A 15,164-nucleotide genomic window follows, 5' to 3' on the forward strand; every position below is an offset into this window, starting at 1 on the left:
TGAACATAATAAGAATTATTTATCGAATTTAGAGGTGTCCTAAAATGGGGAAGCATACACTAAATCTGTTATAGAAACAATTTTATTTCTTTTATCCAAAGAAGAGTCATGCTGATTAATAAATCCTTTTTTTATTAATCTATTGATAATTTTTATTCCAGCAGGTTTTTCTTGAATATTTTTTCTAATAAGATCGATTTTATTCATTTCACCGAAAGATTTTAATGTGATTAAATAAATAAAATCTTCTTGTGAGGTAAAACCAGAATTTACAAGTATTTCTTTAGAATGAATTTTTGCATATTTAGACAAGTGAACAATCAAAGTATTGATTTCACTTTCAATACTACGACCTTTATTTTTGTTTATCCAATCTTGATACTTAATTAGATTTGCAGAATCACTTTTCATACATTTTTTATCATATGCCCAATTCAAAAAGACATCAAGTGATTTTTCTTCTTTAATGCCATAATTATTAAATTCTTCTAATAATTTTATAACATCCTGTAATAGTTTATAATCCATAAACGAACGAGTCAGCTTAATTATTTATTGTCTAAAATATACTTTACTATCTCCTAGAAGTGAGGTGTCTAATTAAGTATTTTTTAGAATTAAAAACACCTCAAAGAGACAATATTAATTTTTCTAAGTTAGAAGATCTCGATTATTGTAAATCAAAAAGTTAAACTTCATATACATTTGTATACAATAGAACAAAAATAAGTGTAAAAATACACAAAAAAATAGAATAAAAAATATTCTATTTGAATAGAAATATATGAACTATTTTAGACTTCCTCATTTTAGGATACCTCTAAATTCGATAAATAATTCTTCATCAAATCTGGGCTTATATTCTTTAGGGAATTTATTTCCTAATGCTTTATGAGGATTGTAGGCTTCCTGTTTTGGTTTAAAGCATTAAATAAAAAAAAATCCGCTCGATTTTAATCAAAGCAGAATTTCATACTTACACATTTTTTTCAATACAGTATCATTTTCTATTCATTTTGAAATTTAATATTTAGTAACAGTCATATTTGTAACTCCCCCTCCCCCCTCTTCCTGTCGTTCCTTGCTGAATACCTTCAAGAGTAAATTTATTATCCTCAAATATTATAGTATAAATAATAGGATACATTTTATCACCTCTTTTTAATTCTAATAATATAGAATATGATGTAAATTCACGTATATCAGGAGCCCCAGATTTAGTCATTCTATACACTCCACGTCCTACCCATAAATCATTTAAATTTTCACTGTTCAAAGGATCCCTTTTTATAAAACCTAAATAATATCTTCCTATAAATAGGATTAATGGTTCCAAGTAAAAACGATCTAGGAATACTAATAACTATTTGCATCGAAGATAGATATTTACCATCTTCCTATATAATAATACAATTATCAGTATTATCCCAATCAAGACTTGCAGAAATATTTGATTCCCTCTTAAAAATGGTCATCTTGTTATATTTACTTAATTAAGATTAAATCACTAAAATTTTTGTTATTAAAGTTATCCTCAAAATAATTACTCAATAGCTTTACTCGTTCAGTATCAAAATTAGAAATATAACGGTTAAACATTTGTTCTGTACCATGCCCTGTTGCATCCATCAACAATGCAGTTGGTATTTTACCATAAAAATTAGAAGCAAAACTTCTCCTGCCAATATGGCTAGTAATTGCATTACATTTATCAATTGTGACTAACTTAGATCTAAATCCAAAACGTTTTCTTATATATACTTGAGTTTTGATACCTGCTAATCGTACTATTTCCTTAATTTGTTTATTATAGGTATCGAGTGATAGTTTTAGAGGAAATCCTTTATTTTTAGAAATTAAACTCCTTACAATTGGATGAAGAGGTAATATTACATTTTTACCCGTTTTCTGTTGCATAAAAGAGATACATTGTCTATTGTGAATAACTTCCAACATGCTGATATTAAAACTCATAAAATCAGAAAATCGTTGTCCTAAATAACAACTTATTACAAGCCAATCCTTAGCAGAGTTTAGTTCTTTAGGAACCTCCAAATCTCTTATTTTTGATAACTCTATCTCTGATAAAATGACAAAATTCTTTTTCTGTTTTTTTTCCTTTGGCAATTCTAACTCATATACAAAAGTTCGTATACCGCGTCTTTCTAAAAAATTAAGTATAGTCCTAATAAAATAAATAGTACGATGTAATGTGCTTCTACTATAAAACTCTTTTTCTCCAAACTTTAGAAATTGTTTTACAAAATCAGCATTAACTTCTTCTATCATATAATTTCTCATCTCATGCCCCTCAAAGCGCTCTATTAAACGAAAAAAAACTTTATATCTTCTATAGGTAATTTGTGATATGATATGTTGTCGAGAATTAATATAATTATTAATATGATTTAAAAGACTCCCCTGCTTATATTTCTGATTTTTACAAGTAACAACTTTTTTAATCCTTCTTGACAAAGAAGATAATGATAAAGCTTTATTACGCACCTTAACTTCTTTAAAATAACTCGCCACAGTAATCCTAATTCGATCTAAAAAAACATTTAATTTCTTGAATTTTTTTAAATAAATATTTTTAGGACGCTCCTTTAAATCATCCCACATGTGCCCCTTAATAACTAAATTAGTATCTAAATGAGTTATTCTTTTCTGATTATCAATAAGTTCAAGAATGATTTTAGCATAAGTTGGTTTATGCTTAAGTATAAATCTAAAGGTCATAATCTAAAATATCTATTGTTTCTATAATTGAGCAAATAAAAACAATAATAGTCTATTTTAGACTACATTAGTCTTTTACAAATATAATATTATTTTGAATTCAAACAAATTATTCATGTGAATTTGAATATTTTATAATAAAAAACAAACAACTTCCTACAGACTTAATAATTAATCATTCAATAAACAATAATTAAGAAAACCTTTGAGCTTGAATAATAAAAATGTTAAATGTAGTCTAAAATAGACTACAAAGATTTTGAACTATCACTCAACTTAATATATCAATCAAGTTTTGAGTCGATAAAACATAATAATTAAAACGAATTATAAAAATTGTAAGAACAAAAAAATGGATATTAATAACAGAAACTTAATTGTATATATATGAAGCTATTCTATACTCATAATTATTTTTATAATAAAAAATTAATGTAACTTTATGCTACTTAATATTGTTTTTTTTATATAAAAAGTAAAGCCACCAAGACAAGAATAACTTGTGGGGACAAGTGTTTATTATCTGATAAATTCAGTTGATTTAATTACTATGTATTCTATTGTCTTATATATGCTAATAGCTGGTGGTTTTACTATTTTAAATAAGTTGAAAAATATAAGACTATCTTATTCAAAATAAATAACAATAATTTTTTCGATCAATCTTGCTGGTAGATTTCAAACAACAGCATCTAGCCCAAAAGGAACTGTACTTTACTACAGTTCCTTTCTTTAAAACTGAAAAAATCATATTAATCAGATATAAAGAAAATCTAAAAATAAATTATTCTCAAATATATTAAGAAAAAAACAAAGGAATTTGATATATTAATATTTATTACAAATTCATTTGAACATTGCATTCCCTCCTAGAAAAATAAATAAATTAGCAATTAATTCACCTATAGAGATAAAATAAAAATAAAGTAATAACACAAATATTTTATAATTTATCAATAAAAGTTTGTTGAATAATTTAAATAATCATTGTGTGTTAAATAACTAATCGATAAAAATATCTATATATCCAAAACCTTAAAATTTTATTAATTACATACTTTAATCTATTAGAATTATTTTATATTTTTATCTCATCTTACTAAATCAAAATAAAAATGTTAGAATCAGCTTTTAATCATTTGAAATTATCAGAAAATGTCGATGATTTTAATAAATTTCTTATTCTCCTCGAAAAAGAAAAGAAACTAGGCAAGAATTATGTTGTCATGAAAAGTATACCAAAAAGATTACACTATCGTTTAATAAAAGAAAATTTTGTTATTAAAAGAGAGGAGTTTAAGATAAAGAAATTCATCTTCTTAAAAAAAAGTGTTTTTTACTATGTTATAAGACCTACGATATAAGATATAGTTATTAGTAAAACAGAAAAAAATTATAATTAGAAATTGTCGAATATTTTCAATAACTCACTTTTTAAACTAGCTCAAGTTGTTATAAAAAATAAAGCCACTATTAACCAGAATAATATGTGGGGACATATAATAGAATACTTATAAAAATATTCTAAAAAATAAATCATTCAATGGTTTAGCATTAAACTGCATGTGGCTTTATTTGTTAATAAAAGTAATATTTTTTTTGATAATGAAACAAATAAAAAAATGACTATATCGATTAATTTAACCAATATATTATAAACAATACTTTCATATCATCAAAAATAGATATTTAACTTACTTCTTTTCTATTAAATAGAAAAGTGTGATTACATCAAGCCCCCATCAAAATCTTATTTATATAAAATATATTTAACATAAAAAATGGTTTATTGTTTTTTTATTATAAAAATAATAAATATATTTATCAAATAATTTTGCTAAATTAGCAATCGGGAAATAGTGCTAAAGAAAAAAGAAAACTACTAGAATTAAGAGCTATCTAATTGATAGCTTTTAATTTTAAAACATAAATGAAGTATTTAAAAAATAATAGTTATATAAAAGTAAACAACAATCTAATTAATTCTAAACAATTCCTATATTAGAAAAGTAGCCTATTAAAAAAAAGGGGATCATTAATGTCTCCTTTTTTGTTTAAAATTTAGTACAAGATATAATGAACAAATCAAGAGCCACATGTTAATTGTTTTCTTAGTCAAAAATTAATCAGCTTAGAACAAGTACTTATTGAAGTAAATAACAAAAGTTGATATCCATCACAATTCGCTTTATGTCTTAAAGAAAACAGAATACTAATTGGAAATCTCTTTGCCATCCAAGAAAAAGACACTTATTTTATTAAGTGAAATTTCAATAGCAAACTTGAAACAAAAGACTATGATGCCAAGCAAGCAGCAACGGGATTGATTGATTATCTGTTTAAGTAATAAAATAGACGCGTTTATTGTTATATTGAGGAGGATAATCCTAGTTCTCAAAATCTTTGTATACGACTGGTTATCTAATAAGGAGGATTATTTATTGGATACATATCTTTTATAAAAAAGGATATTGGATTACTAAAATTTGAAAATACGATGCAATTTGCTATTCTAGAAACAGAATGGAGATAAAACAAATTGCAATCTATAGATTGTTTTAATTGTTAGTTATTAAAAAGGGATGACATATAAATTGTCATCCCTTTGAAGCTTTAAATTCTAAAAATATATGCTATATAAAAAGACCTCCAGCTGCGTATCATAAATTATCAACGAATACTTAGGCTTTAATTACAATTGTACTATAAAATATTAATTAAAATTCACAATGATAAATTCACTTCGTCTGTTTTCTTGGTGTTGTTCATCGGTACATGCTACACCATTGCTACATGTATTCACCAATTGACTTTCTCCATATCCTTTACCTGTCAAACGTTTTGCCGCTACACCCTGGCTGATCATCCATTGGATCGTAGCTTGCGCACGACGTTCAGATAAAGTCATGTTATACGCGTCATTTCCGCGGCTATCGGTATGCGAACGAACGTCGATCTCCAGTTTTGGATGTTCAAGCATAACGTCAACAACCTTTTGCAATTCAATTTGTGCATCTGGGCGAATCACTGCAGAGTCAAAATCAAAGTGAATCGGTGATAATTTCAATTTCTTGAATAAATCATCCCCTTTCTCAATCAATTCTATTTGAATGTTTACGCGTTGCTGCGCATCGCGGTTGGTGTCTATTTCAAATTCCTTAGAAAAATACCCTTCTTTGTTAACTTGAACGCGATACTGCTGGCCACAGAATAACTTCTCAGCACTATAGTACCCTTGTTCATCGGTATACACCTTTTCAACAACTTTGTTCTGCTTGTCGTATACCGTGATTTCTACCCCTTGGATACCACCATGGGACTCGAGATCCGATACCACACCGTCCATGATTTGATAACACGGTTTTTCTACAAACAAATACACATCATCTGCTCCATGTCCGCCTGCTTTGTTAGAAGTAACAAATCCTTTTTTCGAAGCGGCATCGATATACAAGCTGAAATCGTCAAAAGAACTGTTGATATCCGGTCCTAAGTTAACTGGTACTCCCATCTTCCCATCGGGATTGATCTTGGATTTGTACAAGTCCAATCCGCCAAATCCGGGATGACCATCGCTGGAAAAATACAACATATAATCACTTGAGATAAAAGGGAAAGTCTCACGTCCTGCCGTATTCACCTCATGACCCAAATGTTCAATTGGTCCAAAACGCCCCGTTTCATAGATACTCACGCGAAATAAATCCGATTGACCTAAGCTTCCCTGGCGATCCGAAACAAAATACATCCATTTCTCATCTGGGGTTAATGCTGGGTGAGCCGTATTATAATCCGCTACGTTAAAAGGCAATTCCTCTACCGATCCCCAACTTCCATCGCTTTGTTTGCGGGATTTGTAAATCTTCAACAAAGACGATTCTTCCTCGTTGTATTGGGCGCGTTTGCCCCCGCGTACCGAACCATTATTACTGGTAAAATACATCGTATTCCCATCTTTGGTAAAGATAGCCGTTCCCATATTTAGCTCTTTAGAAGCAATCTCCTTGGCGAATAAAACTGGATCGCTAAAGCTCCCATCTTCGCCGATAGTCGTGGAATACAACTTGGTATAATGTTGATTGGTCCAACTGTGAACCTTGTTTTTCATTGCTGCGCTCTCCCGAGAAGAAGTAAAAATCAAGCGGTTGTCTAAGAGCGTAGCCCCATAGTCTGAGTGCTCGCTATTGGTAGACAGATTAACCAAGGTAAAACGAGACGATGGTAGGGTTTGATCCACTAATTCTTCGTGAGAAATGAATAACTGGGCACGAGAATCCGAAGACTGAAGCTTCGCAAACTCTTGCAATACTTTATCAGCCTGTTCGGTATAATTCATCGCTTTTAGTGTTTGTCCATAGCGATAGTAGTATTCTTTGTCTAAAGCACTTACATCCTTATCCGTGTAAGAACCTTGAAACAATTCGTCATACCACTTAAATGCTTCTGCAAACTTGCCATTGAAGTAATAGGAATCGCCGAGTTTACTCAAAACAGAGGCATTTGCCTCGCCTTTCTCAACCATTGTTTCATATACCTTAATTGCATCAATATAGGCATACGTATCAAAGTTGCGATCGGCTTTGCGCTCTTTTCTATTTTGTCCCAAGCTACTTATGCTTGAAAATAGCAAACAAAGCAGGATGCCATTAACTATATATTTTCTAACCATATGTGCTTGTCTTTAGAAGAAGCGAGGAGCTACTTTTCTTCTGTTGTTATTAAATAATTCAAACTTCATAAAGATCTCATGAGAACCCGAATGGTAGTTGGATAGCTTGCTAGTATCCGCATCATACGTATACCCGATAAATAGACCATCAGTCACTTGGAATCCGGCCAATCCACTAACAGAGGCATCCCAACGATACGCTGCTCCCAAGGTAAACTTGTTGTAGAACAAAAAGTTTGCCGTAACATCTACCTGCAAAGGAGATCCTGTAGCCACTTTTACTAAAGCGGCTGGTTTGAACTGAATGTCGTGATTGATATCAAATACATAGCCCCCCATCGCGTAAAAGTGTGCTTTCTCTTTCATCACTTTATAGTCGTTGTCGTTGTAAATACTATTAGACAAAATCATAGGAGCCGACAAACCCACATAGGCTTTATCGGAATATAAATAAACCCCTGCGCCTATATTACCTGAAAATTTATTGCTGATATTGTTTTCCGCAATTGGATCTGTTCCGTCATAGATGTGTAATTTATCGTAATTCACATCCAAGAGTGATCCACTGGCTTTTAATCCAAAGGCCAATTTATAGTGGTAATTCAGATTGACGGTGTACGCTAAGTCAATCGATAAGCTATTTTCGTCCATCACCCCTAAATGGTCATTCTTAAAGTGAAAGCCCATTCCCAAACCGTTATCGGTCAAAGGTGTGGTTCCAGAGAGGTAAGCCGTTTTAGGCGCTCCCTCTAAGCCCACCCATTGGGTGCGGTATAATCCAAAGAGTTGCAAGTGATCTACACTTCCAGCATAAGCTGGGTTGATCGTTGCGGGATTATACATGTATTGTGTGTATTGCGGATCTTGTTGAGCCAAGGCTGGATACATACTCATCAAACCTAAACAGCTCAGCAAAACCTGCTTGATTGTGTTTTTTCTTTTCATTGCTTCCGGTGTTAATTGGTTTCAAGGTGTAAATTCGCAGCCTTTTTAATCATGCGGCTTCCATTGGAATCCGTATACTCATACGTAATCACGTAATAATACGTTCCACTGCTGAGTTTGGTTCCTTTATCTACAGTAACCTTCCCTTCGGAATAACCCCTGAAAACATTGGTACTTCCATCCCCATGCGGGTCATACCCTCTAGTTTCATAAACGCGAGCCCCCCAACGGTTGAAGATCTCCACCTTGTTGTTGGGATAGTTCTTGATGTTATCAATGATAAAGTAATCGTTCTTCCCATCTCCATCTGGAGTAACTAGGTTGTAAATCACAATATCTCCATCTAAAATCCAGTCTTTTTTAACTGTTCCTAAAGTGAAAAAACCATAGCCTTTTACCGTACCAATAGTTGTTACTTCTTTGGTAGACATATCCACAACTCCGCCTTCATCAACCCAAATTTGCTGTTTAGCATCCCAGCGAACAATATGCAATTCTTCCTCTGGATTGGTTAATACATTGGCGGCCGTAGTAGATTCATCCCAAGTTAGGGTCAACAATACATCACTTTGCTCGTTGTTCCCCTTGTCGATAATCCAATATTCTTGGTCATTGATGGCCTTAATAACTCCTACCGTATTGGTACGAGCCTTGAAAAAAGCAGCATCATTATACACGTATTGACCTAAGAAAACATCGCCATCCGCTTTAGAAGCTGAAATACGAGCAGGACGATATCGCTCGCTATCGCCTATTGGATAGATAAAAACTTCGTTTCCGATCTTTTCTACCGCCCCCTGAATATGAGAGGCATCCCCCATAGACTGGGCTTTTCCGCCTTTTTTAAAGGTAAACATCCCGTGGGAAACCTTCGTTACTGGATTGTAGGTGGAATCAACCAAAATGATTCCATTTTGAAAATCAACCAAACCAGAGGCATCTATATTATTCTTTAAATCAAAGGCTACTTTACTCACTGGACTATCAAAAATCACATTGTAAAATGAGGCAATCTCATTTCCTTTGATTTGTTTCGCTGTTGTTGGCAAACCTTCAACTGTAAAAATGGTGTTTGAAGTGGTGCTTCCCTTAGTCAAACCATAGCCTCCATCATTGATAAAATCGTGATAATACATCACAGTTCCATCATTGGTGACATCTCCAGATACTTGATTTTCGAAGGTTCCATTAAAAGAGATAAAACTTTCCGGAGCAATGGATAATGTTCCTGAATTGACGATGGATAAAGGTTCTTGGCTATATATAACGTTTCCTATTAAAAACAATAGGCTCGTTTGTATTATTTTAATTTTCATCTGTTTAAGTGAATAAAATTAATATTCAATTAAAACACGAGTTGTATTTTAATCCTTTTGATAAGACAATGAGTTTAGCTTAAGCTAAACTCATTGTATTGAAAACTATCTTAAGTCATAGTTTACATCTGTATTCTCTTGTGCATATTTTATTGCCCAAGTCATTGTATTTGCATACACAATACTATTGTAAACCGCTACTCCTCCATTGTAATTTTTGCTAATTGGAGTTCCTCCAGCAGTAATTACACAAGGCCAAATTGTTGTAGATGAATTGCTTGAATCTCCAGCAGTCCAACCACTATCACCAATATAGACATATCCTAAGTTTCTGTGTTTCAAAAACCAAGAACGAGATGGGTTTCCTTGTTGATGCGATAAACTCATGAATTCACTAGAATATCCAGTCACATAGTATGAGTTATTCACGTCACTACCCCCTGCTTTTCCTCTGATATCTCCAAAAGGTCCATTTAAAATATCATCATCCACATTGAGAATTGGGTTGATATAAGTAGTTCCTGTTCCAGATACACTTGTACTAGCCGAATTTGCAATTGCATTAATTAAGTTCTCAACAGAACTACTAGTGTTCTCTTGTGAATGAATAAGTACTCCTTTTTTCACCTTAACAAATTCTTGTAAGATTGTAATAGTAGCTGCATTTGGAATATAGTTATAACCAATTACGATAATATCAATTTTATTACTATTGATTAAGTTTTTAAGTGCTGTACCTTGATTTGTACCTCCATTTACAATTCTTATACCGTCTGTTTTTACTTTTCCATTTGGACCAAAGTTAGAAGTAGCTTGAAGAATTGCTCTTGACGATTGTGAGTTAGACGCTGTACCTGGTTGGTATGTACCACCACCAAGGCCTAATACATTCATTCTACGATATACAAACTCAATATTTGTATTACATGTATTTCCGCCAGAACTACTGTTTGTTGTAATTGTAAATCGGTGGATACCTCCATTTAAAGGTGTACCATTTCCTTTTAAAACAACTTCTTGTAATCCTGTACTTGTAAATGTTCCACTTGCTGTGAACGTAACACCGTTTACTGTATTAGTAGAAATGGTATACGCTCCAATGTATTCAACACTCGCATTTAATGTAATTGTATTCGAAGCATTCATTGGAATATTTGGTGCATAATCCCCTCGAACAACAATTGAATTACAAATTAAGCTATAAGCTACAGGTTGTCTTGTTACATTAATATCAAAAGAACACGTACTAACCATTCCTGTAGCTTGATTCAATGTAAATGTGTTTGTACCCGCTACTGTTGGTGTTCCGATAGCTGTTAAAATAATTTCTTTCGGACCAAGTTCTTCAAAAGAAAGAGGACCAGAAGAGAAATAAACTCCTCCAACTGTATTGGTTTGAATCGATGTTGCTCCTGTAGCTTCAACATTTACTGTTAATGTTACAGTATTCAAAGCTGTTACAGGTTCATCTTGTTTGAATTCCCCATTGATTACTGCACTATTACAGTCTACTGTGAATTTAACAGGTTCAACAATAATAGGAATTACAGAACAACTTGTAGGTGTATTCGAATTCGCTGAAATATTGAACAAATCCGTTCCAGAAGCTGTAGGTTTTCCAGTTCCCAATAACTCAACAGTATGAATTCCTGCTGACGTAAAAGTACCTGATCCTGTAAATGCATAACCATTTACTGTATTGGTTGAAATATTCCAATATCCAGTAGTCGTAACATTAACTTCAAGTTTAAGTTTATTTGTTGCACCTAATTCTTTACCAACATAATATTTACCTTCAACTTCAATATTAGAACAATTCAATACGAAGTCCACTGCCGCTTTTTCAACGAATACATATTTATCAATACAAGTACTCTCTTTGCTGTTTAATGTAATTTTCAATACATCTCCATTTTCACCTGCATAGTATCCTATGTTTGGCGTTCCAAGTCCTTCTAAAGTCAACGTATAATTTCCAGATGCTGGAAAAGTTCCTTTAGCCATAAAATAGTACCCATTCACAGTCGTAGCAATAATTTCGTATGTTCCTGCTTGTGTAACTGTAACAGGTATAGTCAAAAAGTTACTCGCATTTAAATAAGCTCCTTGTTTAAAAACACCGTGAGTTGTAATGGATGAACACTGTATATCAGTAATTTCAAATACTGCAGGAGGTGGTGTACCACAAATACTTAGCCAATTATCTTGGGCAGCACTCCAATAGTTATAACAACCTGTGGTTTTATTGTAAATTAATAAACCATCTGTTTTAACTGTAATTGCATCTCGTTGTTGTGTAGTTAATCGAGGTGTCAAGAATCCTTTATTCACACTCTCTAACTCAAGAATGGCTCCTAAACTTGGAACAGCAGTTGATCCAGAAATAGTTCCATCTTTTATTTTTGTCATATTGGTTTGGGCGATACTGGAAAAAGCTCCTATAAATAGTATCAATAGCAACGAAATCATCGATTTCATCCCCTTATATATATTTGTATTTGTATACATAATTTATTCTTTTAAAAAAGTTAGTTTTTTTGCATTAAATCAAAGATTAATTGTTCTAAGTATTCTACTTTTTGCTCAACTTCCTTCATTCTTTTATCTTTTTCTTCTAACTGATTTTTTTGATCAATGATGTGTAGATACAACTCCTCTGTTTTTTCTAACAACTGAATAGATAACTCAGAAATATTAATAGCATATCCTCCATCTAACTTAGTCAACTCATGAATAGGTGTAATACCAGGTAAATGACGATTTTCTTTAATGTAATCTTCGACAGCATCCAAACTCTTGAAATCATAGTCGTATTTTAAAGAAGAATATCCATCAAAATAATTCTCAAACACATAGTCTGCATAATAACTATTTACTGCTGAGATACTTCCATTTACTCTAAGCTTCTCACTTGGTGCGTCAGAAGGTTCAGTAAATCCAATTCCCACCCATCCTTTTGTATAGATATTTGCCGTATTTGTGGTCGCCACTTTTTGTGTGGTGGTATCATACCAAGGATGTTTATTAATTGATTCTAATTCAAGAGTATGAATAATCTGATTCTCATCTGTATACAGTAAACTATTTGTAGCTGGATCAAATTCTAACTTAGTTAAAGACTCTGCATCTCCAACTAAATCAGTCAATTTAAATAGGGATTTAGTTCCTTGCTCATCCACATAAGTTAAAACATGCTCGATTGGATCATAGGTCAATGTAGTTAAAGTCTCACTTCCTTTTACTAATACATTAATATCAATAGGATGTGAATCTCCTTTTTCATCTTTATACGTCAAAGTGTATAAATCAAACTCTTGTCCGTGCTCATCTGTTTCCGTCGTTACCACATTTTCAAGTGTTGTCAAAGTTTCATACATCTTCACTGCAGCCCCTAGATCAATTGTTTGTTTATTGTTTTGATCGTCGTAGTAAAAGAAACTATTGTTTACTGTATCATAACCAACATTACCATACGTGTTTTCCAATTTATTGATAATGTTTGCGATAAATTCATTGTTGTTTGTAATCTCATCAATGAATTCTGTCTTGTTTCCTAGTTTTGAAATAAACTCCTGATTGTTAACTAGCTCTGTTACAAACACATCGTTATTCGCAATGATTTTTCCTAAATCATCAATCGAAACAGTAAAACGAGTGTTTTCTGTATCGGTAATTACTAATACACCATTTACTTCGTCTACTTCAAAGGATTTAATCTTCGTATTTCCTAAAACATCCCAGCTAATAACTACCGGTTGCTTGTTTTCATCATAATAGAAGAAGTTGTTATTTGTAGTATCATACCCAACATTACCATAGGTTCCTTTTAATTCATTGATGATATTTTCAATAAACTCATTGTTGTTGGTAATTTGATTGATGAAATCAATGTTGTCTCCTAGCTTAGTAACAAACTCTTGGTTCTCTACTAAATTCGTTACAAATACATCGTTGTTGGCGATGATTTTTCCTAAATCATCAATCGAAACAGTAAAACGAGTGTTTTCTGTATCAGTAATAACTAACACATCATTTACTTCGTCTATTTCAAACGATTTAATCTTCGTATTTCCTAAAACATCCCAGCTAATTACTACTGGTTGCTTGTTTTCATCGTAATAGAAGAAGTTGTTGTTTGTAGTATCATATCCAACATTACCATAAGTCCCTTTTAATTCCTCGATAATATTCTCAATGAATTCGTTGTTCTCCGTAATTTGTTTAATGAAATCAATATTGTCTCCTAGCTTAGTAATAAACTCTTGGTTTTCTACTAAGTTGGTAACGAATGTACTGTTCTTTGCAATTTCTTCAACAGCTAAGCGAATCGCATTTCCTGCTGAATCAGTCACCACTAAATGATCTTGATCTAAAGTGAAACTAAAGTTTACGGTATTTAAGGATGACCAATCGATATTATGTTCTACACCATGCTCGTCATAATAAACAAAAGTATTGGTTGTTGGATTGTAGTTTACATTACCATATTTCCCTTTTAACTCGTTAATGATGTTTTCAATAAACTCATTGTTGTTGGTAATCTGGTTGATGAAATCAATATTATCGCCTAATTTGGTAATAAACTCTTGATTTTCAACTAAATTAGTAATGAACGTACTGTTATTTGCGATTTCTGCAACAGCTAAGCGAACCGCATTTCCTGCTGAATCGGTAACCACTAAGAAGTCATTCACTAACGTAAAACTAATGTTCGTTGTATTTATGGAAGACCAGTCTATCTCGTGTTCTACGCCTTGCTCATCATAATACACAAACTTATTTGTTGTTGCATTATAGTTTACATTTCCATATTTACCTTTTAAGTTATTGATGATTTGCTCAATGAACTCATTGTTGTTGGTAATTTGATTGATGAATTCGATGTTGTCTCCTAACTTAGTAATGAACGATTGGTTATCAACTAAATTAGTAATAAAAGTTTCATTATTTGCTATTTCTGATACCGCCAATCTCACTGAATCACCAGCTGAATCGGTAACGACTAAGAAGTCATTCACTAACGTAAAACTAACGTTTGTTGTGTTTAGTGAAGACCAGTCGATCTCGTGTTCTACGCCTTGCTCATCATAATACACAAACTTATTTGTTGTTGCATTATAATTTACATTACCATACTTCCCTTTTAACTCGTTAATGATGTTTTCAATAAACTCATTGTTGTTGGTAATCTGATTAATAAACTCAATGTTATCACCCAGTTGTGTGATAAATTCTCTGTTTTCAACTAAATTCGTAATAAACGTACTGTTATTTGCGATTTCTGATACCGCCAATCTCACTGAATCACCAGCTGAATCAGTCACCACTAAATGATCTTGATCTAAAGTGAAACTAAAGTTTGTTGTATTTAATGAAGACCAATCGATATTGTGTTCTACGCCTTGCTCGTCATAGTAAACAAAAGTATTGGTTGTTGGATTGTAAATTACATTACCATACTTCCCTTTTAACTCGTTAATGATGTTTTCAATAAA

General features: G+C 32.1%; 8 protein-coding genes. All 8 read right to left on the minus strand.

The genetic code is table 11. The features are described from left to right. Positions 1–39 precede the first annotated feature (39 nt). Positions 40–528 (minus strand): MarR family winged helix-turn-helix transcriptional regulator, encoded by a 489-nt coding sequence (locus ACUTSE_RS17545; protein ID WP_445641187.1) that lies wholly within the window; start codon positions 526–528, stop codon positions 40–42. A gap of 502 nt (positions 529–1,030) precedes the next feature. After that, complete coding sequence (locus ACUTSE_RS17550) at positions 1,031–1,336, minus strand: hypothetical protein (protein ID WP_286442459.1); 306 nt, start codon at positions 1,334–1,336, stop codon at positions 1,031–1,033. 149 nt (positions 1,337–1,485) lie between these two features. Further along, complete coding sequence (locus ACUTSE_RS17555; protein ID WP_445641188.1) at positions 1,486–2,739, minus strand: phage integrase SAM-like domain-containing protein; 1,254 nt, start codon at positions 2,737–2,739, stop codon at positions 1,486–1,488. Between the two features lie 2,713 nt (positions 2,740–5,452). After that, complete coding sequence (locus ACUTSE_RS17560) at positions 5,453–7,408, minus strand: OmpA family protein (protein ID WP_445641189.1); 1,956 nt, start codon at positions 7,406–7,408, stop codon at positions 5,453–5,455. Between the two features lie 12 nt (positions 7,409–7,420). Next, on the minus strand, positions 7,421–8,353 hold the full coding sequence (locus ACUTSE_RS17565) for a PorP/SprF family type IX secretion system membrane protein (protein ID WP_445641190.1): 933 nt from the start codon (positions 8,351–8,353) through the stop codon (positions 7,421–7,423). An 11-nt stretch (positions 8,354–8,364) separates the two neighbouring features. Further along, a complete protein-coding gene (locus ACUTSE_RS17570) occupies positions 8,365–9,669 on the minus strand; it encodes a gliding motility-associated C-terminal domain-containing protein (RefSeq protein ID WP_445641191.1) in 1,305 nt (434 codons plus the stop codon). Positions 9,670–9,774: 105 nt separating this feature from the next. Next, positions 9,775–12,177 (minus strand): hypothetical protein, encoded by a 2,403-nt coding sequence (locus ACUTSE_RS17575; protein ID WP_445641192.1) that lies wholly within the window; start codon positions 12,175–12,177, stop codon positions 9,775–9,777. 20 nt (positions 12,178–12,197) lie between these two features. Next, a partial coding sequence (locus tag ACUTSE_RS17580; RefSeq protein WP_445641193.1) for a hypothetical protein occupies positions 12,198–15,164 on the minus strand: 2,967 nt, incomplete at its 5' end.

The organism is Myroides sp. TSA_177.3 (assembly GCF_052691955.1).

Coding starts and splice junctions, on each gene's coding strand:
- ACUTSE_RS17545 (WP_445641187.1), bottom strand. CDS start 528: ATGGATTATAAACTATTACAGGATGTTATAAAATTATTAGAAGAATTT.
- ACUTSE_RS17555 (WP_445641188.1), bottom strand. CDS start 2,739: ATGACCTTTAGATTTATACTTAAGCATAAACCAACTTATGCTAAAATC.
- ACUTSE_RS17560 (WP_445641189.1), bottom strand. CDS start 7,408: ATGGTTAGAAAATATATAGTTAATGGCATCCTGCTTTGTTTGCTATTT.
- ACUTSE_RS17565 (WP_445641190.1), bottom strand. CDS start 8,353: ATGAAAAGAAAAAACACAATCAAGCAGGTTTTGCTGAGCTGTTTAGGT.
- ACUTSE_RS17570 (WP_445641191.1), bottom strand. CDS start 9,669: ATGAAAATTAAAATAATACAAACGAGCCTATTGTTTTTAATAGGAAAC.
- ACUTSE_RS17575 (WP_445641192.1), bottom strand. CDS start 12,177: ATGTATACAAATACAAATATATATAAGGGGATGAAATCGATGATTTCG.